Origin of the sequence: Sphingobacterium sp. SGR-19, assembly GCF_011043555.1 — a bacterium.
Lineage (GTDB): Bacteria > Bacteroidota > Bacteroidia > Sphingobacteriales > Sphingobacteriaceae > Sphingobacterium.
In genome coordinates this window covers 178004-201843 of the sequence record NZ_JAAKGS010000003.1, presented here as the reverse complement: position 1 = coordinate 201843, position 23840 = coordinate 178004, and the positions used below count along the sequence as shown (strand labels likewise).

The following is a 23840-nucleotide window of genomic DNA, read 5'->3' as shown; positions in this document are numbered from 1 at the left end:
GATTATGGAAGAGCTAAAAGAAAAATATAAACATATTATAGGTTGGGGAATCGATGCAAATCCTCTTAATGAACCTACATATCCGATGAAAGATGAGGGAGTCGAAAAAAGTGACGTTGACTGGGAGCGACCCGAAAAACAACAAGTAGACGTAGAAGTATTATATTCTAACGAGCGGCCTGATTTGCCAGCGGTAGTCGGAGAGACTCTCCCTCCTCAATTCATAAGCGGCACCCTTCGAAGGTATGCCTTTCGACATAGTGAATCTCGTTATCGGCATTGGCTACCTCTTTTAGTTGCTGACCGGATTAATGAATTGGAAGGTGTTGTAGAGGATATAAAAAAAGGTAGATTCCCCAACATCTTTGCCGAAAAAGGGTGGAAGGCGCGTTGGCAATATGAGAAAAAAAGTTTGTTACGCAATGCTTTAATCGGTGCTGCAGTGGGTATCGTAGTGTTCAAAATGATTAAACGTTAATTATTTAAATAATTGCAGGATCGAATCCAAAAGGAAATGATGAATCTTAGTTTACGAGTGGTTGGAACAACATATATGTCAACCACTCGTTTGTTTTAACAATTTCATCAGCTGATTTTGTATCATTTTGTCGCTGAACTTCTGTTTGTTTTGGATTGTCTTTATCCATTTATCTAATGCCGTACTTTCATAGGCAGAGAGAATTTCAGGGTGGATATAATAATTACGCGTAACCGTTCTCGTATTGCCCAGTTCATGTGCAACGTAATCAATAATATTTACCAAGTTCTTTTTTCTCTCCGTGATCGTACTAGGAAGAGGTAATGTTGTCATGTAAGACAACGCCAATAAGCAGCCGTTCCAAGTTCGGAATGTTTTGCAGCTCACTTCTGTTCGCATTGTTTCTTTCAGATAAGCGTTAATGGTTCCTGAGTCGAGTGGTTTTACATTTCCTTCCTCATCATAATATTGAAAAAGCACCTGCCCGGGGATATCTTTAACTTTTGTTAAGGTTTTTACCAAAGCTTTTTCACGTAAGTAACATTGTTGCACAACACCTTTTTTGCCAACGAATTTAAAGAATATTTTATTGCTGGAAATCTGTTTGATATGTTTATTCCGTAACGTCGTCAGTCCATAGGAACCATAATTTTTTTCATAGTATCTATTCCCTGTTCGAAAAGAAGTTTTACCCATAATGGCAATTGCCAGTGCACAAACTTTTTCACGGGATAATTTCCTTTTTCTCAAATCTTGCAATACCCTTTTTTTTAAAACGGGGAGTTTATTCCCAAATGTGAAAAGATCAGCAAATTTTTTTTCACTTCGTAAGGATAACCATTTTGGATGATATTTGTATTGCTTCCGGTTGTTGATATCGAGTCCGGTAGCCTGTAAATGCCCATTAGGAGAAGCACAGATCCAAACCTCTCGCCAAGCAGGCGGTAATACCAATGAACGGATACGGGATAATATTTGTTCGTTGGTAATCTGACGGCCTTGTTTATCCAAGTATATAAAAGAATCCCCCTTAGCTTTTCGACTATATCCTTTCTCTTGGGGAGAAGAATAGCGAAGACCGGATTCCTCCAATTCCAATAGAGCCTCCTGTTTTATGTCCATTGCAGCTCTATCAATGGTTCCGGATTGCATTAAGAAGTTCCGACTTACTCATTTTGTGACGGCCTGTAATGCCAATCTTTTTTGCTTCCTGCAGTAGTTCTTCCTTTGTGCGGTCGTCCAATGGGTCTGCTTTTCCACCCTTTTTACTAGCATTGGGAGTATTGGATATACGTGCGGCTTTTTCTTTGCTCATTCCTTTGTCACGTAATGCTTCATACTTCTTATCATCTTTGATATTCTTTCCGTGATCTTTTGCCATGATATTAAAATTTAGTTCTCTCTAAAAATCTTTTTAGAGTGAACCGCAGTAAACCTGAATATGTTTTAGGTTTTTATACGGTTTAATTTGATTAAAATACTGGTTTGTTAGGTTGCGTATTGATTTTTTTACGTATAAATACTTGTTATCTGGCACTTTTCAAACCTAAATGTTAAACTGTTTGTTTTTATGTCAACGAGTGTAAGACTTGTAAGAAGGTTTAAACTAAAAAATAAAGTTATGGAAGATAACAGAGAACAAAATGATATGGAAAAGGACGAATCCATGCACGGTGTACCACGTAAAGAGGTACCGGAAGTTGCAAAAGAGGAACCTGATGATAAGCCAGCAGCTCGAACAATTCAATGGACGATCATAATTGCTGTCGTTATCCTCGCCATTATTTACTTTGTATTTCTCTATTAGTCTGTTTTTATTCGAATAGAGAATACAATACTATAAAACATAAACATTTATACAGATGAAGAAGCTTATTTTATATACACAATTGGTTGCAGCCGCGGGTTTTTTATACGCTTGCGGTAGTAATCAAAGAGAGAACATACAGGATACTCCGATTGGGCAGGATATGCCCTTAGATGAAGGTATCGTACCAATTGACTCACTCGAACGTGATAGTTTGGATACTGTTGAACAGATGATGCCAACACCTCCGTTAAATGAGTAATATTATTAAAATAATAATTATCTAATATATTGATATATGAATACATATAAAAAAGGTAATCCTAAGGATTTGTATCCTAAACCTCCTTTCCCCAAGCAAAGCCAAGATCCACCGGGAGTAACGTCGGCTATGCAGCCCCGACCAGATCACGGTGAAGAAAGCTATATCGGATGTGACACATTAATAGGCAAGGTAGCTGTTATCACAGGAGGAGATTCAGGGATTGGCAAAGCTGTTGCTATAGCAATGGCGCGGGAGGGAGCGGATGTTGTGATTTCGTATAAAGATGATATCGAAGATGAAGATGCATTTGATACGCGCGATTGGGTGGAGCGTTCAGGACGTACTGCGTTACTCTTTAAAGGAAATATCCGAAACGAATTACTATGCAAACGGATTGTGAATGAAACAGTAGCAAAGTTTGGGAAAATTGACATCTTGGTCAATAACGCCGCTTATCAAATGAGTTATGATAGTGTAGAGGATATTTCTGAAGAGGAATGGAATAAGACCTTTCAGGTAAATATGAGTGCGATGTTCTATTTTGTAAAATATGCAAAGAAACACATGCCTCCAGGCTCGTCTATCATTAACACCACATCCGTCAATGCCTATAATCCGAACCCCAGTCTGTTGCCTTATGCCGCTACCAAAGGGGCAATCCAAAATTTTACGTCCAGTTTAGCACAAATGTTTTTGCAAGATGGATCAGGGATTCGGGTAAACGCCGTGGCTCCGGGACCGGTATGGACACCATTAATTCCAAGTACAATTCCCGACCATGAGAATTTTGGAGAGGATACACCCATGGGGCGGCCCGGACAACCCGCCGAGATAGCTCCAGTATATATTTTCTTGGCATCAGATGCGGCTTCTTATGTATCCGGGGCTACTATCCCCGCAACTGGAGGAAGAGCAACGATCTGATAACACGGGATATTTTTTTAAACAAAAAAACAAGTCATGATGAATAAAATAAAATATATCATAGCTTTAATGGCCACTGCACTGTTTTTTTCTTGCTCGGGCGGAAATAGCAATTCTTCTGATGTGGATACAGATACCGTTTCTCCCGGGCCAGTAAGCGAGATGGATAGATCCCGCTACAACCTCAACGAACCTGATGAAATGCTGCACGAAATGCAGGATTCGGCCGGAATAGGAACAGGAACAACAGATTCAGTGGAAAAGAACAAGATGGATACGCTGATTTATTAATTAATCTCAAACTTTAAAAAAATCGGCACTTATTATCCTTTCCGCAGGTACTTAGTCAAAATAACAATTGTCTGTCCTTCTATTTTACCCTCGATTTGTTCAGGGTTGTCTGGTACTAGACGGATGTTTTTGACGACAGTACCTAACTTCGCAGAAAGAGAAGATCCTTTTACATCCAATGTTTTAACAAGCACCACGGTATCTCCCTCATAGAGGCGGGTACCGTTGCTATCTATATGAAATTGTACAGTTCCTTCCTGTTCATGGTCACCTGTTTTTTTCGCCCATTCTAAATTTTCATCATCGAGATACAAAATATCAAGGTTATCGGACGCCCAGCCTTCATGCCGTAGTCTGCTTAACATACGCCATGCTACTATCTGCACAGCAGGGTACGCTGACCACATCGTTTCGGAAAGTACTTTCCAATGTTCGGCATCCAATTGTTCTCTTTTCTCGATTTGATCCAGACAGGTGTTGCATACATAAATAACATTGTCTATTGTTTGCTGATCGAAAGGAGGAACTGTATATAAGGATAACGTTGTTGTATTATTACACAATTCACATATATTGTTGCTTCTTTCTATCAATTGTTGTTCTAAAGACATAATAACCGGGTTGAACTGCGAAAATACGAAAAAATATGGATATACATTCTTGGCAAATATTTTGTAGTATTGGAATATAAACAGATAAAATTATGAAGTGGCAAGGCGGCCGTAGAAGCGGCAATATCGAAGACAAACGAGGAATGAGCGGAGGGCAGAAGCTAACATTAGGTGGGATTGGTGGCGTTATCGTCCTGATTATCGGCTTTTTATTGGGCGGAGATCCGGAGCAGTTACTGAACCAGATGCAGCAAACCGCTCCGACGGAACAGGGCGAATACCGGTCAACACCTGAGGAAGATCGATTGATAGATTTTGCTGATATCGTTTTGGGAAGCACAGAGGACGTCTGGAAAAACATTTTTGCAACCAATGGATCGGAGTATCCGGTCACCAAATTAACTGTATATAATGGTGCGATAGAAACCGCAGGATGTGGTGTAGGACAATCGGCCTTTGGACCATTTTACTGCCCAGGTGACCAAAAGATCTATCTGGATCTTAGCTTTAACGAAGAGTTGTCAAAAAAGTTTGGGGCAAAGGGTGAATTCGCTTTAGCTTATGTTATTGCCCATGAGGTGGGACATCATATACAAAATGTACTGGGTGTACTGCAGCAAACCAATGCTATGCGTGCAAAAATGAGCGAGCGTGAATACAATAAAGTATCGGTCATGACCGAATTACAGGCGGATTTTTATGCCGGTGTCTGGGCCCATCATGTCAAAAATTACTCCGATATCGAACTGACCTATGACGATATTGTCGATGGTATGCGTGCTGCAGCTGCGGTAGGTGATGACCATTTACAGGAGCAGGCACATGGACACAGTAATCCCGAATCGTTTACCCACGGCACTTCTGAACAACGTGCTTATTGGTTTAAAAAAGGTTATGATACGGGAGACATCAATGCAGGAAATACATTTAGTGATCCGAGTTTACAGTGATTTTAATCACTGCACCAATAAATTGCATCCCCGGATATCACTATTGTCGAAGCGACCCAAAATTTCGAAACTACCTTCTTCGTGTAGTTTTCCCAGATCTTGAGTAGCAATAAACGAACAGGAATAATAATTGGCTAGATCAATAACATTGATAGCGCCTGTTTTTCCGTGTTCAATAAGAGTTAATGGATCATTGGTGTCACGCATTAAAACTTGCATCCAGGGAGGCGTCCGGAAAATTCCGTCTCCAAACGAATACCCCTGTGAGAGCAGTTCCGTCATACCATACTCCGAGTGTATCTTTTCTACACCAAAACCTTTAGTTAGGATCCGGTGAAGCTCTTCCCGGATCATTTCTTTCCGTTTACCTTTCATACCGCCCGTTTCCATAACCATAAGATTGGAAAAATCAACTTGGTACTGTTCGCAGAAATCCAGCAGCGCATATGTCACGCCAATTAACAGCGTTTTCGTGCCGCTTTTTTTCAGTTCAAGGAGCGTGCTGCATAAATCTTCGTGGTTATATAAGAAATAGCCCGATGACGGATGCTGGCTTCCTTCGATCAGATCATCAACCATATAGATTAACGAAGAACCCGAACGTTCCAGATAGGAGGGAAGGAGTGCCAACACTGCGATATTTTCAACCTCGCCGTAAAACCGTTGAAAGCAAGAGCGAAAGCTCTTTTCGTACCATGAAAGGTCCGCTACCTGGTGCTGGCTCGTAACCATACCGGTCGTGCCCGAACTGGTAAAAGTAATTTCCGCTTGATGCCCTTCAGCAAGTATCTGTTGGGTTTTAAAAAAATCGATCGGTAAAAAAGGAATCTGTGTATAATGATTGATATCGGTTTTCGCTTTGCCTAATAAGTCTACGTATTTTCCATAAACGGGACACTTGACCTTTTGATAATGGTATACCTCTAAACAAACCTCATTAAATTTCTCCTCGCTGTCGATCGAAAAAATACGTTCTTGCATGCTTATATTGTTAAAAACAAATATAGGAATGTAAATTAAAAGGGGGAAATCTATCCCCCTTTCTTTAGCAACGGATTTCCTTACGCATAAAAAAATAATAAGAAGCCGCAAAACACACAATAGTACAGGCGATCAATGCCACCATCTGTGACCAGGCTACTTTGATACTTTCCCAAATAGGCAAAGGTGACGGTATTGCTCCCTGCAATTGCTCCATGTGTAAAGGCCCTAGACTTCTGATGGACGGCATGAGTAACATATTCGTTCCATCACTATAGAGCTGGCTCGGAGCAAAGCGCATGAGTGTCAGCATAAAATGTTGGTATTGCATGATTTCTGCGTCCGAAGCGTACGGGTTCGGTTGTACGGCTTTTGCTACGATATTGATAATAATAGGGTAGAATACCGTGAAGAATAACCAAATGGCAATGGCTACCAAAGCAGACGTCGCCGTATGCCTAAAACGAACCGAAAACAGGATGGATAAATTGAGCCAAAAAGCAACATACACGATGGTTAACAGCGTGAACAGGAAAAGCCTGTTGCATTCCATAAAGGTTGGCGGAAAACCTACCAATAAAGTCGCGGCTCCGATGGTTAGGAGAATAAGGGACGTAAATAAAACGCCTATCACAGTTAGTGCGCCAATGAATTTAGCATTGAGGAAATAATCCCGGTGGATAGGCTGGGACAGGATACGGCCCAACATACGTCCGTTAAATTCGGAGTTGACAGCATCAAACCCCAAACAAATGCCGAGCAACGGACCTAAAAAGCCAACGAATAGGTGAAATGAAGGCATCGTGCCATCGGATGTGGTAAAAATCTTAAGGAAGAAAAATGCCGCGTCAGGATCGTTCGGTACTGGTGCGGTATTTTTCAATGCCTGTAAAGCTGTGTATAAAGAGGCTATACATGTCAACAGAATGATAGCCAACAGGATAATGAATTTCCAGCTACGGATATGATCGGCAATTTCTTTCTTCACTAAAATGGAGAAAGCATATAGGTTATTATTTTTATTTAGCGTCATCGGTAGATCCTCCTTCAAAATAATGAGCATAAATATCTTCGATACCATACGTGCGTTGTTGCAGCTGTATTATATGAATATCGTGCTCCACCAGCTTTTTTGCCACATGGTGTACGATAATTTCATCTGCATCGATGAGAAAAAGATCGTCTTTTTGTTCGATTGACTTCATATTTTGCATCTCTTCCAAGATACGGTGGGTTCGCTGCGTATCTGTTTGGTGCACTTTGAGTTGAATATGACGAGGCTTGTCTTGGAATAGACGTGATGCCAAACCTTGAATAGGGCCATCGGCGACCAACTTGCCTTTAATAAACAAACCCACCCGATCACAGATTTGCTGTACTTGATAGAGCTGGTGACTGGATAGGATGACAGTTAGTTTTTCCTCCCGGCTCAGACGTAATATAAGTGACGTGAAATCTTTGACACCCATCGGGTCCAATCCCAATGTGGGTTCATCCAAGATCAAAACTTTGGGTTCTTTGATCAAACTGTCTGCTAAGCCAAGTCGTTGCCGCATCCCTCTCGAAAATTTACCTACTTTTTTTTCGGCCACATCCTGCAGGCCTACTTTTTCCAGTAAAGAAAGGGAACGACCTTTCGCTTCCGTGTAAGAAACCCCGTTCAATTGTGCTGTCAATATCAGATTTTCGAGCGCAGACCAACTCTCATAAAAGCCGATGTTGTCGGGTAGATATCCTACCAAACGCTTGACGGCGATGGGTGACCGGACGGGATCGGTGCCACAAACTTCTATTTCGCCCGACGTCGGTTCGCTTAAACCAAGAAGCATCAAAATGGTTGTCGATTTTCCAGCGCCGTTTGGTCCCAACAGACCGAAAATCTCGCCAGTTGCAATGTCAAGATCCAGCTGATCTACAGCGGTGAAATCCCCATACATTTTCGTCAATTGCCGTACGCGAATAATAGGGTTGTCCATTTTATCTCCTTCCATATTTGCGGATCAAAAAATAAACAAGTGCAACAGCGATGGCTATAATCAAAATTCCCACCCAACCCCATAATAGAGAAGTTTCGACGGTCACGCGAAATTTAACACTATCGCTCGTTTCGTTATTTTTTGCATCTAATGTAATTTGATAGTCCCCTGCAATAGCCTTTTTAGCGGGTTTAATGATGGCTGTAACGGTTTGGCTCTCGCCAGCTTTGAGCGTGCTGATCCGGCTGGGCTCGAAGTGGGCTTCCCACTGTGAAGGGGCAGAAGCATTGAGATTGATTTGGCTCAAGTCCGAGCTACCGGTGTTTTTAACCAAAAATTGAATCGATTTATCTCGGTTGGCCGTGGCGGTTGTACTCAATAATCCCTCGGGTGTGGTGAGCTGTAATCCATAGGAACCCGTAATCACGACTTCCAAAGAAAGATCGGATTGATTTAGCGGACTTTGGGCAAATAGCGGGATCGTGTATTTCCCCTTTTTGACACTTTCCGGAGGAAGGATTTCAACTAAGATATCCTTCCGTTGATTTCCTTCTATATTAACAGATGAAACTTGCTTTCCATCTACCTTAAACGTTGCGCCCCACCCAGGTTGAAGATTGGCGCCCAAGCGATATACCTGTGCTTCTGAAGAACGATTTAACAAGGAGGCGTTGAACGTAAAGGTTGATTTTGCCGAGCCCTCCATATTGGTTTGCGGACTGTTGAATTCTGACGATGATTTCCCATCAGTGGTGACATCAACGGTTAGGGGTAAAGATGATTCGCCTTGCGCGACCAGCTGGAATCGGTACTGCCCCTTCTCTATTTTAGAGGGTACGATCACTTTGAGGTTAAGGGATTTACGTTCTTTGGGTAAAACGGAGATTTCTTCCGCACTATAATTCCCCGACTTCATTTCATAATCCCAATTTTTTGGGAGATTCTGCAAGCTGATTCTTCCGTTTCGTGTAACCGAACTGTTGTTGATCAGTTCCACATTGTAATCAATGACCTCTCCTGGTGACACCGAAATCTTCGGATAGGTCGTGTACAACTGCAAATTTTGAGCAAAGGCAACGTTTGATGCCAAAATCATGCCCAATAAATAGATTATTCGACTTTTTAGCATAAAGCAAAAATTTTAAAAAGAGTTGGTTTTATTAATTATTGGCATAAAATTAAAAAGCCCTCGACATTCCTGTCAAGGGCTTTAACATTTTTTTACATTCTGCACACCTATAACATACCACCATCTACCGGAATAACCTGTCCGTTGATATAAGAGGATAGATCAGATGCTAGGAATAGACAGGCATTGGCCACGTCTTCTGCTTCTCCGGCACGTTTCAATGGAATATTTGCTTCCCATCCGGCGACGACTTTCGGATCAAGTACGTCTGTCATCTCCGTGCGGATAAATCCAGGAGCGATTACATTCGTACGGATATTGCGGGAACCCAATTCTTTTGCTACAGATTTAGAGAAACCAATAATCCCTGCTTTAGAAGCAGCATAATTCGCTTGTCCGGCATTACCCTGTACGCCCACAACCGAACTCATATTGATAAACGAACCTTTACGGTTTTTCATCATAATTTTCGAAGCTGCTTTGGTCACATTGAAAATGGATTTTAGGTTGACGTTCATGACATCATCCCAATTTTCTTCCGTCATGCGCATCAACAGGCCGTCTTTTGTAATCCCCGCGTTGTTGACGACGACATCGATTGTCCCAAATTCAGCAACGATATCTTCTATTAGTTTTTCTGCCTCGTCAAATTTTGATGCATCGGAACGGAAACCTTTTACACGTGCACCAAAAGCCTGTAATTCCTTTTCTAATGCTTCTCCCTTTTCTACAGAAGATAAATAGGTAAACGCAACGTTCGCTCCATGCTGAGCAAAAACTTCGGCAATTTTCCTGCCGATACCTTTTGATGCTCCTGTAACTAGAGCTGTTTTGCCTTCTAATAATTTCATCCGTTTGTTTTTCTTTTTAAACATCCAATATCCAACAAAGATGTTAAATATCCTAAAATATCACAATTTTTTATAAAAGCGTACTTTTCATTTTCAGTACAACGTCCCCATTAAAAAAATAACAACAATAATGAAAGAATTTTGACACTTTCATTCGGTTATAACCAATTTGAATGTTAATTTTGTACGCAATTTTGAAACTATGGGTAAAAAAGCTAAAAAATCTGAAGTCGATGTCGTATTGATTGGTGCAGGTATTATGAGCGCTACGTTGGGAACTTTAATCAATGAGCTAAGTCCTGACATCAATATCGAAATCATCGAGCGGCTGGACGTTGTCGCCGCCGAAAGTTCAGATGCCTGGAATAATGCCGGTACAGGGCATTCTGCTTTATGCGAATTAAATTATACGCCAGAACAACCCGATGGTAGTGTTAAAATAGATAAAGCAATTAATATTGCAGAACAGTTTGAAATCTCTAAGCAATTTTGGGCTTATTTGGTGGAAAAGGGGATTTTAAAAAATCCAACGGAGTTTATCCGTCAAGTACCCCACATGAGCGCCGTGTTTGGCGAAAAGGACGTTCAGTTTCTGCGCACCCGCTATGCTGCGATGGAAAAAGAAAACCTGTTCAAAGGCATGGTATATACCGAAGATAAGGCAGTCTTGCAAGAGTGGATACCACTCATGATGGATGGCCGTCCGGAAGATGAAGTGATGGCAGCTACACGTATGGAGATAGGAACCGACGTGAATTTCGGTTCGTTGACGCGCGATTTGATTCGCCACTTACAGACGAAAGATAATATTAAGCTGTCGCTCAATCAGGAAGTACGCGATATTGATCGTGAAGATGATGGACGTTGGGAGGTGGAAACCAAAGATTTAAATACAGGCGAAAAGCGTAAGATAAAGGCAAGGTTTGTGTTTATCGGTGCAGGAGGGCGTTCTTTACTTCTCTTAGAGAAATCCGGTATCCCCGAAGCAAAAGGATATGGTGGATTTCCGGTAGGCGGACAATGGTTGCGTTGTACAAACAAAGAAATTATTGAAAACCATCATGCTAAAGTATACGGAAAGGCATCGGTAGGTGCGCCTCCAATGTCGGTTCCTCATTTGGATACCCGTTATATAGATGGTGAACAAGCGCTCCTGTTTGGTCCGTATGCAGGTTTTTCGACGAAGTTCTTAAAGAAAGGTTCTTATTTTGATCTTCCGGCATCGATTAAGCTGTCGAATATTAAACCGATGATTTCTGCTGGTCTGCATAATTTGGATTTAACAAAATATCTAATTACAGAGGTTATGAAAAGTCCTTCAGATAAATTAGATTCCTTGAAACAATTTATGCCAACCGCAAAATTAGACGATTGGAAAGTTGAGGTGGCGGGGCAACGTGTGCAGGTGATTAAAAAAGATCCGAAACATGGCGGTATCTTAGAATTTGGTACGGAAGTGGTATCAAGCGCCGACGGTTCCATAGCAGCTTTATTGGGCGCGTCTCCGGGAGCATCTACGTCTGTGCCTATCATGATCAATCTGTTGAAACGTTGTTTCCCGGAAAGAGCCAAATCGGATGAATATCGCAAAAAGCTTCGTGAATTGATCCCATCGTGGGGTAAGAGCTTAAATGATGACCCTGCCTTGTGCGAAGAGGTTAGACATCGTTCAAAGGAAGCTTTGCAATTAGCGTAAGCTAAAAACATACTTTATGGGGGTGCTTTCGAGTGATTCGTGAATCGCTTGACTTAACAAGGCTGAGAATATACCCAATCCCGTCGTATAGCGGGAGGAACCTGATCCAGGTAATGCTGGCGTAGGAATGATAGAATATGCATATATCTGAATTTATCGAGCAAATACAAAACGGATTTCTTCAAACCTCCTGGTTGGAGCGATTAGCTGTGCTCTTTGGCATCGTGCAGGTGCTGCTATCCCGTAAAAATAAAATATCCAATTATTTCTTTGGTATCATAGGCATTTGCCTGACCATTTCCGTACTATATAATGCGAAGCTCTACGCTGAAATCTTACTGCACGCGTATTATCTGATCATGAGTATCTATGGTTTATGGTATTGGAAATTTCGAAACCAAAGTCAGCAACAGGCGTATATCACCCGGTGTAGTAGACAGGATTGGTCAGTTGTCGCCGGCATTGTTGTAGGTGGCTATTTTCTATTGTTTGTTTTTTTGACATACTTTACCGATTCTGATGTGCCGATAATGGATGCCTTTGTCTCCAGTACTGCTTGGGCGGGGATGTGGCTGCTTGCCAAACGTAAAATCGAAAACTGGATATTGTTGAATATTAGTAACTTCGTCGCTATACCTTTGTTGTTTCACAAAGAATTATATCTTTTTGCCTGTTTAACCGTATTCCTGTTTATCGTCGCTATATCCGGCTATATCAAATGGAAGAAAATAATGTCCACTCAATTTTAATATCATCATGCTCCATACCGACATCCGATACACTATTAGAGATAACGTGCTGGCCAGCATCGAGCGAAAGACATTGACGCCCGAATTGTTGGCATTAATATATCAGCAAAATTGGTTTAATTTATGGGTGCCTGACATGTATGGAGGCCTAAATGCGGAGTTGGAAGTGGGCTGCCAACTGTTGGAGGAATTGGCATACATTGATGGTGGTTTTGGCTGGACGGTAACCCTCTGTGCCGGTGCCAATATGTTTGCCGGATTTATTGATCCTGCACTCGCAGAAATAGTTTTTAAAAAAAATAAGGTTTGCTGGGGCGGAAGTGGTAAGCCGTCTGGAAGAGCAGATAAAAAGGGAGACAGCTTTATCATCAGTGGAGCATGGAAATATGCTACGGGCGCTCCACATTTAACGCATTTTACCTTAAACGCTTGGGTATACGAGGAGGGAGAGCCGGTCTCCGATGTCGATGGAAATCCGATCTATCATTCTTTCTTTGTAGACCGGGAGGATGTACTTATACATTACGACTGGGATACTTTTGGATTAGAATGTACGGCAAGCCATAGTTTCTCTATCGACAAATTGAACGTTCCGAAAGAACGTGCATTTGATCTACGCCCCGAAAGGCGCACAAGCGACGAGCCAGTTTTTTATTATCCGTTTATGACTTTTGCGGAATGCACATTAGCCGTTAATTATATCGGTATGTTCCGGCGCTTTCTTGACCTGTTCGAAAAACAGCTTATTGTTAAATCGTCCAGCCCGGAATGGGCTGCGGAGAAAGGAAAAACATTATTTAAAAAAATTGATGGGGTAAGAGGCGCTTTTGAGGAGAAACGTGCGCGTCTTTATGAGCTCATAGATGCAACTTGGAATAAGATAGCCCCCAAAGACGAATATTTGGCGGAAATCGCTACACTAAGCCGGGAGCTGGTGCGCACTATTCGAACAGAAACAGTGGAATTGTTCCCTTACACGGGTATTGCCGGTGCACAGCGTGATAACGAACTGAATATTGTTTTTCGTCATATTTTTACGGCTTCACAACATGCTTTACTGAATATTTAGTCTTTGTGATCTAGCGTGTAGAAATTATCAAAACAACCTTTTCCCGTGTTTGTTCTTTAATCACGATGCGGTGTGAAGAAGTTTGGTAACGAAAAGACGATAGGATGCAAAGACGGACATTTTTAAAGCATACAGGTTTGGCAACGGCAGGAATGGCAGCTTCCGTGGCACTACCTGCATTTGTAACAGATTTATCGGATAACAGTAATAATAAGACAATGGAACAATTTCAGAATTCAGCAACACATAGGCGATTTAGACCGAAGAATAAAGTGGGATTTGGTGGCGTAGCATTGGGAAACGGCTTTAATGTCAACCCCGATATTGCATGTTTGCAATCCGTAGAAGCGGCTTGGAACGCAGGCGTTCGTTATTTCGACACGTCGCCGTGGTATGGTTTAGGTATAAGTGAACGCAGAATGGGTTTGTTCTTAAAGGATCAACAACGGGAAGACTACGTCATTTCAACCAAAATCGGACGAATCCTTCATCCGCATGATGACTTTAAATTGGAAGAGAACTGGAAAGGTCAATTGAATTTTTCCTATGAATATGACTATACCGCGGAAGGTGTCCGCAGAAGTGTGGAAGATAGCCTGCAACGCTTAGGTATCGGCTCTTTGGATATTGTCTTTATCCATGATCTGTCTCCCGACAATGGCGATATGAAAGATGATTGGTTAAAATATTTTGACATAGCCGCCCAAGGCGCAATGCCAGAACTGACAAAGATGCGGGAAGAAGGACTAATTAAAGGCTGGGGATTGGGAGTCAATACGATTGAGCCTATTTTGAAAACAATCGAAGTTGCCGATCCCGATATCTTTCTTTCAGCTTGCCAATATTCTCTTATTCATCATCGAGATGATTTAAACCAAGTATTTCCGAAAGCCGCAGAGCGCGATATTTCAATTGTAGTAGGCGCTCCGCTGTGTGCGGGATTTCTAGCCGGTAAAGATCGTTACCTATATGGCGGTGATTTTCCGGCTGGGGTAAAAGAAAAGCTTGCTGCTTTGCAACGCGTATCAGATAGTCATCGGGTAGATTTACGTACAGCAGCATTACAGTTTGCCGCCGCTCCAGAGGTGGTCTCTGCCGTTATTCCGGGGGCACATACGATTCAGCAAGCAGAAGAAAATGCGGCATCTTTTAAAGAAAAGATACCTGCCGCTTTTTGGGAAGAGTTGAAGCAGGAGAAATTGATTGAAGAAAATGCGCCTGTACCGAAATAGGTGATAGGCGCGCTAGCTAAAATACATCCTTGATGTGCTTATAATTACTTTTAATGATGTTGGCAACATCTTTAAAATCACCATGGAGCATCATCTTGCCCATCGCTGATGCCATCCCTTTCAACTGTCCAAATTCTATTTTTGGAGGCATTGCGAGTGAATCGGGATTGGTATATACATGGATCAAAGCCGGCCCGTTGGCAGCGAACGCATTTTGCAATGTTCTCTCCACGTCATCTGGGGAATCTATCGTAAAGCTATTCATGCCCATCGCATCACCTATTTTGGCAAAATCAGGGTTGAACATATCGGTTTCGCCATCGGGCAGTCCTTCTACTTGCATTTCCAATCTTACCATGCCTAATGAACGATTGTCGAAAACGACAATTTTTATCGGCAGTTTATATTGCACGACGGTAGCCAGATCGCCCATCATCATGGATAGCCCACCGTCGCCACAAAGTGCGATAACCTGTTGGGCGGGCCTGGCTAAAGCAGCTCCTATCGCATGCGGTAGCGCATTCGCCATTGATCCGTGACTAAACGAGCCTAATAATATCCGTTTTCCGGTTGCGTGTAAGTATCGGGCTCCCCACACACAGCACATGCCGGTATCCACAGTAAAAATAGCGTCGTCATTTGCCAATCTATTGATGGTATCCGTTAAAAATTCGGGAGATATGGCATGTTGCTTCCCTGTATCTTCCACATAGGTACGAAGTGATTTCTTAACATCTTCATATTTATCCAATTGTTTTTGCAGGAATGCATCGTCTTTTTTTTCTTCAATGAGGGGGAGTAACGCATCCAACGTGTCTTTTATGTTTCCTGCTAAACCTAATGATACCTTTGCCTTCCGTCCGAGACGCTCCGCGCGCTTATCTATTTGTATGATTTCGAGATCGTCAGGCATAAATTCCTTATAGGGGAAGTCTGTTCCTAACAGCAACAACAGCTCGGAATGATGCATGGCATAAAAAGCGGAAGGTAACCCAAGTAAGCCGGTCATGCCTACCTCAAACGGATTGTCATACTGTATGCCCATCTTACCTCGAAAGGAATAAGCCACCGGTGATTTTAGCAAGCCTGCCAATGCAATTATTTCTTGATGTGCTTCTGTTGCACCAAATCCACAAAAAATAGTGATTTTGGACGCTTTATTTAACCGTTGGGCAAGTTCTCGAAGCTCATTATCCGAAGGTCGGAAAATAGGTCGTTGTTTCAGCAGATAAGGAGCCGTGCTACCTTCTTCGGCTTTTTCCTTCGTCAGATCTCCCGGAAGTCCAAGAACAGCTACCTCTCCTTTGGTGTGCGCATGCTGTAATGCGGCTTGCAACATGCGGGGAAGTTGCTTCGGGGTGGTCGCAATTTCGTTATAGCCACTGCAATCTGAAAAAAGTTTTATAGTGTTGGTCTCTTGAAAAAAGCCCGTACCAAATTCGTCCGTTGCACAAGTGGAAGCAATCGCCAGTACCGGAACATTATTGCGCTGTGCCTCATATAGCCCGTTGATAAGATGTACATGTCCGGGGCCGCTGCTCCCCGCACAACAGGCGATCCCGTTGAGTTCGGCTTCGGCGGCGGCGGCAAATGCACCTGTTTCTTCGTGCCTCACGTGTATCCATTGTATATCGCCAGACCGTCGCACGGCATCGTTGACCTCATTTAGACTATCTCCCGCAACGGCATAAATCCGCTTAATGCCTGCCTGCGCTATGGTCTCTACTAATTGTTCTGCTATAATTTTTGCCATATTCTTTCGATAAAGAGCGTTAACTGTTTAAGGATTAACTATAAAACACGATAGGCAGTAAATGGTTTTAAAGCAGATGATGTAGCCGTTTTGATAATCAAACTCAAATTTGATTTGTAAATAAAAATATTTAATATTGCGGTTACAATTATAATCCATTGTTCCATTGAATCGGTCAAGACATATATATACAGCCTATAGTTTAGACGAACTTTTGCAGCTTATAAGAGAGTCGGACAGCCTTGCTTTCGACGATCTGTATCGCCGCACCTGGAAGAAATTATATGTTCATGCTTTCCAAAAATTACGAGATGAAGATTTAGCCAAAGATATTGTTCAGGAAGTTTTTGTCGATTTTTGGAACAAAAGACAATTACGGGATATCCAGCGTGTAGAAGCTTATTTAATGCGAGCAGTTAAATTCAAGGTGATTGACAGATTCCGGAAAAAGGATTTTATCGTAGAAGAGATCGAGGATTTTGCAGAGGTGCTGGCGAACAGTGAATTTTCAGACAGCAAATTGTTGGATGACGAATTGAATACGCTGCTGAACTATTGGATAAGCCGGCTTCCGAACAAGCGAAAGGAGATTTTCTTGTTGAGATACGAGGAAGGGCTTAGTACGGAAGAGATAGGTAAACTGCTGAACATATCTACCAAAACTGTTCAAAATCAAATTCTTAATGCTACTACATTTCTGCGTAGCTTGATGCATAAAATTTTATTTTTATTTTTTTTATTTTTTTTTGGGAGTTAACACTGCTTTCTACGACATATAAGAAAGAAACGATTGTAAACCATTTCTTGTATGTCTAGAAATTCCAATAGGATAAAAAATAAACTTTCGACTATCTTTAAAAGATATGTCAAAGGCGAGGCATCGGCTGAAGAAGAACGTTTCGTAGAGCGTTTTTACCAACAGATTGGTAAGGAAAAGGAAGGTGCAGATGTCGATTTTGACCTTCTGGAGCAAGAAATTAAACAGACCATTGATAACCAGATATCGTCAAAAAACAAGGTTATAAAGCTCGGTCACAACCCATACATCCCACTTGCCGCCTGTTTGTTGCTTGTCTGCACGGCAGCTTTTATCATTTTTCGGATGAGCGGATCGGATGGTACTTCCGAGAGTTTGCAAACTGTCCAGGTAATGAAAGAAAATCCGATTTTGTCTATTGGTGCAGAAAAATCATATGATCTGGATGAAGATATCCAGGATAGTTCGGCTTATCGTTTTATCGACGATCAAAAGGTGTTTTTGTTGTCCGCTTTGGCGGAAGAGATAGCAGATGATGCTCCACGGAAAATTACAAATCCCACCAAAAAAGTTTTCACGTTTTTATTGGATGATGGGAGTCAGGTTTGGTTGAATGCTCATTCTTCGATCGAATTTAAGTCGAGCTTCAATAAAACCGAACGTATGGTGCATGTATCAGGCGAAGTAAGTTTAGATGTTGCCAAGCGTGAGCAGGACGGGAAACCGATGCCCTTTTTTGTCAAAACGCCTTTGCAAACGGTGGAGGTGTTGGGAACACAGTTTAGTGTGAATACGCAGGAGGCTGGTGAAGAAAGCGTAGTCTTGCTGGAAGGAAAAATAAGATTAAAGCATAATAAATATAATACTTCTGTAGTGCTCACGCCTAATCAAAAAGCATTTTTGAGCCCGAGCAATAATCGTATACTCGTGGCATCCGCGGATGAGAACAACAAGGTTCGTGCCTGGCGCAAAGGACTCTTTTATTTTGAAGGAGAGCAGGTTGCAGATGTTATGAAGGAACTTGCACAATGGTACGAACAACCTATTCAAGTAGATCAAACAGTACAGGAATTACCTATTACCGGGATGATAAGCCGGTATGAACAGCTAATGGATGTATTGGAAATTATGGAAATGACGAATAATATATCATTTGTGGAAAAGAAAGGAGTTATCTATGTAACAGCAAATGACTAAACCTACAGGGAAGAAAAAATTAGAGGTGCGGCGAACACCTCTAATAAGAGGACGCTTTTTAGCGACCCCATGTATTGATCATGTTTAAATCAACATTCAAATGTATAAATTACTAACGAGAATTAATACACTAAAAAGGTGTAATGGAAGATTATTATGCCTAATTATTGTTTCAAATTTATTAATAATATCGCCTGTACTGGGACTGGGACAGGCTTTGCGTCAACTAATTAACGTTGAGTTTAAAAATACGGCTATTAAAGATGCTTTTAAGGAACTCAATAGTTTAGCTGGCGTTAAATTTGTTTATTCGCCCAAAGATTTGGACGAGAACAAAAAGGTGTCGGGAAAGTTTGTTAACAAATCAACAGCATCTGTTATTGATTTCCTACTTTCGGGACAGAACGTGACGTATTCTGTCAAAGATAATACGATTATCATCCGTAAAGTAGCGCAAAGCAAGCGGCAGCCTGTACAGCAGCGATCTATTACGGGACAGGTTCTTGACGAACACGGGCAACCCTTGGGAAATGTCACGGTAAAGACGAATACTAATTCTCATCAAACGGTGACAGACGATCGCGGTAATTTTAATATCGCTGTCGCGACTGAAGACCATCAACTTATTTTTAGCTTACTTGGTTATCGTGCGTCGCAGGTGGACTTAACCGGACAGACGAGCTATACGGTACGTATGGCTAATGCGGAGCAGGATTTGGATGAAGTAGTGGTAGTAGGATATGGCACGCAGAAGAAGGTGAATTTGACAGGTGCGGTATCATCGGTATCTGGGGAAGATATCGCAGCGCGTCCCGCTGGTCAAACATCTGCGGCCCTCCAGGGGCTGGCTCCAGGAGTAACTGTTACGCAACGCTCCGGACAACCGGGATCTGACGGGGGAAATATTCGGATCCGTGGTATAGGTACAACTGGAGACGCTAATCCGATGGTATTGATTGATGGGATAGAAGGTTCGATAAACAACATTGACCCAAACCTAATTGAATCGGTTTCGATATTAAAAGATGCAGCATCTGCCTCCATTTACGGATCTCGTGCGGCAAACGGTGTAATTTTGGTTACGACAAAAAGAGGTGTTGGAGATAAAGTATCGATCTCATACAATAATTATTTTGGATGGCAGTCGCCTACCAATATGCCGGAGATTGTGAATGCTTTGGATCATATGTTATTGACAAATGAAGCTTATACCAATGTGGGCAGCTCGCCACTCTATTCAGAGGAATTGGTGGAGGCTTATCGTGCGCAGGGCAATGGTAGTAGCGACGAATATACCAACACGGATTGGCAAAAAGAATCGTTAACAGGGTCTGGATTTCAACAGAGTCATTTCCTGACTATCAACGGTGGAACGAACAAGGTGAAAATGTTAGCTTCATTTGGGTATTTCGATCAAAACGGATTGACGGCGAACAGTAATTTTAAGCGGTATACCATCCGGAACAATGTGGACATTACCTTTTCAGATAAACTATTGGCCAAAGTAGATTTACAATATGTAAATCCGGTTTTAACTTCTCCATCAGCAGGAATTGCAAATATTTTCCAATGGATGAACAGTATTCCGGCCAATCAGTCTTTTCGAAACTCCGATGGCACATGGGGCTTAGGGTGGAATGGGAATAACCCAGTCTCTGCGGCGCAAGATGGTGGCACGGCAATAAACAAGTCTCCATTTGGAAGCATCAATGCCTCGCTTACCTATAAGCCTGTCGACTGGCTAACCGCAGAAGTGAACTATGCGCCGAAATACTCCACTGATGTGAATAAAAATTTTCGGGAAGTCGTACAATCCTATTATGCTGATGGTTCGCCGGCGTATGCCGTTCCTCAGCGATCTGCACTTACGCAACGGAATGCCCAGCAGTTGTACAACAATATGCGCGCTACGCTGACGGTTGACAAGTCGTTTTCCGATCATACCTTTCGTTGGCTGGTCGGTGCATCGCGTGAGGATTTCACGGAAGAATGGATACAGGGATTCCGTGATACATACGTGTTACCAGAATTTCCGGTTTTAGACGCTGGTCAGGCTATAAATCAACAGGCAACCGGTAGTGCATCCGAATGGGCATTGCAATCTTTTTTTTCACGCTTAAACTATGATTATAAAGAGAAATACTTGCTGGAAGTTAATGCACGTTATGATGGCTCTTCACGGTTTTTAAAAGGAAATCGCTACGGATTCTTTCCGTCAGCGTCAGCAGGATGGCGGTTTTCAGAAGAGCCTTTTATGGAGAATACTAAACATTGGTTAAACGAAGGTAAAGTGCGTGTATCGTGGGGGCGATTGGGCAATCAAAACATAGGCACGTATCCGGCTGTCGCTGCACTGGATCTCGGTTCCTATACACTCGGAGGAGCTATTATCGGTACGGCCGCATTGAACAATCTATCCAATCCTAACATCACCTGGGAAAGTACGGAAGAAAAGAATATAGGGTTAGATTTGACTTTATTTAACCGGTTGAATCTAACAGCCGATTACTATTATCGGAAAACGAACGATATTCTGCTTTTATTGGATATCCCAATGATCATAGGGTTATCTGCACCGTACCAAAATGTTGGTGTGGTGGAGAATAAAGGATGGGAATTTGCAGCTACATACCGCAGCGATTTTCAGCGTGAGTTCCGTTATAGTATAACGGCCAATCTTTCTGATGTAAAAAACAAAGTATTGGATATGCGTGGGGTGAATAACACGGGATTGACCGTGAACCGGGAAGGCTATCCCATCGGATCGATTTTTGGTTATGAAGTCGAGGGTTATTTCCAGTCTGACGAAGAAATAGCTGATCATCCCACACAATTCGGAACACTTGCTCCGGGCGATATCAAATATAAAAACCAAAACGGAGATGGTATCATAAATGAAAGTGATAAAGTGGTTATCGGAAGTACAGTTCCGCGTTATACATTTTCACTGAATGGTTCAGCTTCCTATAAAGGTTTTGATGCAAGCGTATTGCTACAAGGTGTTGGAAAAGCGGATGGCTATCTCTATGGAGCTGGTATCCAACCTTTCACCACAACTGGGGCCATCGGTGGAACTATTCGGGAGGATAATAAGGATCGTTGGACACCAGAAAACCGGGACGCAGCTTATCCACGATTGGCCTTTGGGCAGAATAATAATGCGCAGGCTTCCCAGTTTTGGATGCGGAATGCAGCTTACCTAAGGCTTAAAAATGCGCAAATTGGGTACACATTTCCACAGGAATGGTTATCAAGAACCCGTATTCAAAGGCTGCGTATTTTTGCTAACGGCACGAATTTGTTCAGTGTAGACGATTTTTGGGATGGATACGATGTAGAAGCGCCTGTGGGAACTGGTAATTTTTACCCACAGGTAAAGGTATACACCTTCGGATTGGATATCACTTTTTGACTCAGTTAAATTTTAGTAAATCATGAAAAGGATACGTTATATATTTGTTTCGACGGCGCTCATGTTTTTTATCGCGTTTCAGTCGTGCGAAAGTTACTTAGACCGAAAGCCGCTTTTTGGTCCGTCGGATGAAGATTATTTCAATAATGCCGACGAGTTGACATTGGTTGTTAACGGATTGTACAGTGCCATGGTATATCATGCATCAGATGATATACCAGTAAACCTTACCCAGGATGCCATTTCTGATTTCGGTTGGGATCGGAATACGTCGCCTTTGCAATCCCTTGGACGTGGCGATCATGATAGTAACAACGGGTACGTAATCAATATCTGGCGGGAAGCGTATAAGGTAATTGGCAAATGTAATTTTATTTTGGATAACATGCATAAGTTGGAAGGACAGATGGATATGGCATTGTATGAACGCTATCAAGCAGAAGCCCGGTTTGTCCGTGCGTTCACCTATCAGTACTTGGCTGACTTCTTTGGCGGCGTGCCACTGGCTAAAGGTCGACTGACGTTGGATAGTGCGTTGATACCGAAAGCTCCGAAGGAAGAAGTCGTAAATTTCGTGCTTCAAGAATTAGATGAAGCAGCTGCGGTGCTGCCAGAGAGCTACGGAGCAGCCGACATAGGACGCGCTACAAAGGGCGCAGCGCTCGCAATACGTGCTCGGGCAGCGTTGAACAATGGGAGATGGGATGAGGCTGCGAAATCTGCCAAAGCGGTGATAGATATGGGTATCTATTCGCTTCATCCGAATTTTGGTGAACTGTTTTCTTATGCGGGTGAATCTTCTCCGGAGATTATATTCGCCTTTCAATATTTAAGAGATCAGGGTACAAGAACCCACGTAGCTCCGCGGGCTTTTCTTTCCCGGAATGGACAGGGCCATTCCAATAAAATCCCTTCTCAGGCATTGATAGATTTATATACCTGTACCGATGGACAGGAAATTGATGAAAGTCCACTTTTTGATCCGGCAAAACCATTTCAAAATCGCGATCCACGTTTGGGCTACACTGTTGCTCTTCCCGGTACGGAGTTCTTTGGGTTCCAGTTTGAGACCCATAAGGACAGTACACAGTGTTGGAACTATTCATACAATACATCGGTTCCAATCCGTATCGGGAATCAGGAAGCGACTAATGCGTATGCAACCTTTTCTGGTTATTGTTGGAAAAAATACGTCGATTTTGAAGACAAGGATTTCGTCGGTAGTTCAGAATTGAACATCATCCAATCGCGGTATGCCGAAATACTTTTGATTTATGCAGAAGCTAAGATTGAGGCCGGTGAAATCGACCACTCAGTCTATGACGCATTAAACGAAGTACGGCAGCGCCCATCGGTAGAAATGCCACCAATTGCTTTAGGCAAAACGCAAGCTGAACTTCGTGAGCTCGTTCGCAAAGAACGAGCATATGAATTGGCAAACGAAGGGTTTAGAATGGTTGATCTACGACGTTGGGAATTGGCTGAAAAAATAATGAACAGTACGCTTTACGGTCGTATTCCCAGAGGCTTGTTAGCAACTGCACCTAAAATCGATGTGGACGGGTTTGTCGATTATTCAGCTGTTTCGAATCGAAGCGAGATGAGGGTAATCGAAAATCGTAAATTCAATGCAGAGCGTGATTACCTATGGCCTATTCCGAATATCGAGACCGTAACGAATCCGAATCTTGAACAAAATCCAAATTATTGAT

At 42.3% G+C, this 23840-nt stretch carries 23 protein-coding genes and 1 riboswitch; of the genes, 14 read left to right on the top strand and 9 right to left on the bottom strand.

The genetic code is table 11. The features are described 5' to 3' along the window. The first annotated feature begins 4 nt into the window (after positions 1–4). Complete coding sequence (locus G5B43_RS08380; protein WP_165294288.1) at positions 5–478, top strand: hypothetical protein; 474 nt, start codon at positions 5–7, stop codon at positions 476–478. A gap of 78 nt (positions 479–556) precedes the next feature. Here G5B43_RS08380 and G5B43_RS08375 read toward each other — a convergent pair whose 3' ends face one another. Together G5B43_RS08375 and G5B43_RS08370 are read right to left on the bottom strand one after the other, a co-directional pair. Next, positions 557–1600 (bottom strand): DNA topoisomerase IB, encoded by a 1044-nt coding sequence (locus tag G5B43_RS08375; protein ID WP_165294287.1) that lies wholly within the window; start codon positions 1598–1600, stop codon positions 557–559. Positions 1601–1610: 10 nt separating this feature from the next. After that, positions 1611–1859, bottom strand: a complete 249-nt coding sequence (locus tag G5B43_RS08370; protein WP_165294286.1) for a Rho termination factor N-terminal domain-containing protein — start codon at positions 1857–1859, stop codon at positions 1611–1613. Between the two features lie 240 nt (positions 1860–2099). On the opposite strand from G5B43_RS08370, the gene G5B43_RS08365 reads away from it, so the two are divergent. The 4 genes from G5B43_RS08365 to G5B43_RS08350 are packed head-to-tail and all read left to right on the top strand — an operon-like array spanning position 2100 to position 3765. Continuing rightward, on the top strand, positions 2100–2285 hold the full coding sequence (locus tag G5B43_RS08365) for a hypothetical protein (RefSeq protein ID WP_165294102.1): 186 nt from the start codon (positions 2100–2102) through the stop codon (positions 2283–2285). Between the two features lie 55 nt (positions 2286–2340). Beyond that, positions 2341–2547, top strand: coding sequence for a hypothetical protein (locus G5B43_RS08360; RefSeq protein ID WP_165294285.1), 207 nt, complete (start codon positions 2341–2343; stop codon positions 2545–2547). A gap of 36 nt (positions 2548–2583) precedes the next feature. Next, entirely contained in the window at positions 2584–3474 is an 891-nt protein-coding gene (locus G5B43_RS08355; RefSeq protein ID WP_165294284.1) for an SDR family oxidoreductase, read from the top strand. A gap of 36 nt (positions 3475–3510) precedes the next feature. Next, the gene (locus G5B43_RS08350; RefSeq protein ID WP_165294283.1) at positions 3511–3765 is read left to right on the top strand and encodes a hypothetical protein; all 255 of its coding nucleotides are present in this window, start codon (positions 3511–3513) and stop codon (positions 3763–3765) included. Between the two features lie 32 nt (positions 3766–3797). On the opposite strand, the gene G5B43_RS08345 is transcribed toward G5B43_RS08350, so the two are convergent. After that, positions 3798–4376 carry a PhnA domain-containing protein gene (locus G5B43_RS08345; protein WP_165294282.1) on the bottom strand — a complete coding sequence of 193 codons (579 nt, stop codon included), beginning with the start codon at positions 4374–4376 and terminating at the stop codon, positions 3798–3800. 92 nt (positions 4377–4468) lie between these two features. Between G5B43_RS08345 and G5B43_RS08340 the strand changes: the two genes are divergently transcribed. Further along, entirely contained in the window at positions 4469–5326 is an 858-nt protein-coding gene (locus G5B43_RS08340; protein ID WP_165294281.1) for a neutral zinc metallopeptidase, read from the top strand. Between the two features lie 6 nt (positions 5327–5332). On the opposite strand, the gene G5B43_RS08335 is transcribed toward G5B43_RS08340, so the two are convergent. The 5 genes from G5B43_RS08335 to fabG all read right to left on the bottom strand — a co-directional run bounded on the left by G5B43_RS08335 (position 5333) and on the right by fabG (position 10263). Further along, positions 5333–6307 (bottom strand): acyl transferase, encoded by a 975-nt coding sequence (locus G5B43_RS08335; RefSeq protein ID WP_165294280.1) that lies wholly within the window; start codon positions 6305–6307, stop codon positions 5333–5335. 64 nt (positions 6308–6371) lie between these two features. Further along, positions 6372–7388, bottom strand: coding sequence for an ABC transporter permease (locus G5B43_RS08330; RefSeq protein WP_165294279.1), 1017 nt, complete (start codon positions 7386–7388; stop codon positions 6372–6374). Further along, on the bottom strand, positions 7327–8298 hold the full coding sequence (locus tag G5B43_RS08325) for an ABC transporter ATP-binding protein (protein ID WP_240904805.1): 972 nt from the start codon (positions 8296–8298) through the stop codon (positions 7327–7329). The genes G5B43_RS08330 and G5B43_RS08325 overlap by 62 nt, the downstream gene beginning before the upstream one ends. Next, positions 8285–9412: an NEW3 domain-containing protein gene (locus tag G5B43_RS08320; RefSeq protein WP_165294278.1), complete on the bottom strand. Its 1128-nt coding sequence runs from the start codon at positions 9410–9412 to the stop codon at positions 8285–8287. Before G5B43_RS08320 ends, G5B43_RS08325 begins: the two co-directional genes overlap by 14 nt. 107 nt (positions 9413–9519) lie before the next feature. After that, complete coding sequence (gene fabG / locus G5B43_RS08315; RefSeq protein WP_165294277.1) at positions 9520–10263, bottom strand: 3-oxoacyl-[acyl-carrier-protein] reductase; 744 nt, start codon at positions 10261–10263, stop codon at positions 9520–9522. A gap of 202 nt (positions 10264–10465) precedes the next feature. Between fabG and G5B43_RS08310 the strand changes: the two genes are divergently transcribed. The 4 genes from G5B43_RS08310 (at position 10466) to G5B43_RS08295 (ending at position 15009) form a co-directional block, all read left to right on the top strand. Beyond that, positions 10466–11959, top strand: a complete 1494-nt coding sequence (locus G5B43_RS08310; RefSeq protein ID WP_165294276.1) for a malate:quinone oxidoreductase — start codon at positions 10466–10468, stop codon at positions 11957–11959. Between the two features lie 8 nt (positions 11960–11967). Further along, positions 11968–12106: riboswitch (TPP riboswitch) on the top strand. Then, positions 12097–12708 carry a nicotinamide riboside transporter PnuC gene (pnuC, locus tag G5B43_RS08305; RefSeq protein WP_165294275.1) on the top strand — a complete coding sequence of 204 codons (612 nt, stop codon included), beginning with the start codon at positions 12097–12099 and terminating at the stop codon, positions 12706–12708. It overlaps the preceding riboswitch by 10 nt. A gap of 7 nt (positions 12709–12715) precedes the next feature. Next, entirely contained in the window at positions 12716–13777 is a 1062-nt protein-coding gene (locus G5B43_RS08300) for an acyl-CoA dehydrogenase (protein ID WP_165294274.1), read from the top strand. A 104-nt stretch (positions 13778–13881) separates the two neighbouring features. Continuing rightward, positions 13882–15009 carry an aldo/keto reductase gene (locus G5B43_RS08295; RefSeq protein WP_206367287.1) on the top strand — a complete coding sequence of 376 codons (1128 nt, stop codon included), beginning with the start codon at positions 13882–13884 and terminating at the stop codon, positions 15007–15009. Between the two features lie 16 nt (positions 15010–15025). Here the strand turns inward: G5B43_RS08295 and G5B43_RS08290 are convergent, their stop codons facing one another. After that, entirely contained in the window at positions 15026–16762 is a 1737-nt protein-coding gene (locus G5B43_RS08290) for a thiamine pyrophosphate-dependent enzyme (protein WP_165294273.1), read from the bottom strand. A 166-nt stretch (positions 16763–16928) separates the two neighbouring features. On the opposite strand from G5B43_RS08290, the gene G5B43_RS08285 reads away from it, so the two are divergent. The 4 genes from G5B43_RS08285 to G5B43_RS08270 all read left to right on the top strand — a co-directional run bounded on the left by G5B43_RS08285 (position 16929) and on the right by G5B43_RS08270 (position 23839). After that, positions 16929–17519, top strand: a complete 591-nt coding sequence (locus G5B43_RS08285) for an RNA polymerase sigma factor (RefSeq protein ID WP_165294272.1) — start codon at positions 16929–16931, stop codon at positions 17517–17519. A gap of 51 nt (positions 17520–17570) precedes the next feature. Next, positions 17571–18716 (top strand): FecR family protein, encoded by a 1146-nt coding sequence (locus G5B43_RS08280; protein WP_165294271.1) that lies wholly within the window; start codon positions 17571–17573, stop codon positions 18714–18716. A 217-nt stretch (positions 18717–18933) separates the two neighbouring features. Then, positions 18934–22128 carry a TonB-dependent receptor gene (locus G5B43_RS08275; RefSeq protein WP_165294270.1) on the top strand — a complete coding sequence of 1065 codons (3195 nt, stop codon included), beginning with the start codon at positions 18934–18936 and terminating at the stop codon, positions 22126–22128. A 22-nt stretch (positions 22129–22150) separates the two neighbouring features. Beyond that, positions 22151–23839: a RagB/SusD family nutrient uptake outer membrane protein gene (locus tag G5B43_RS08270; protein ID WP_165294269.1), complete on the top strand. Its 1689-nt coding sequence runs from the start codon at positions 22151–22153 to the stop codon at positions 23837–23839. Position 23840: the final 1 nt, after the last annotated feature.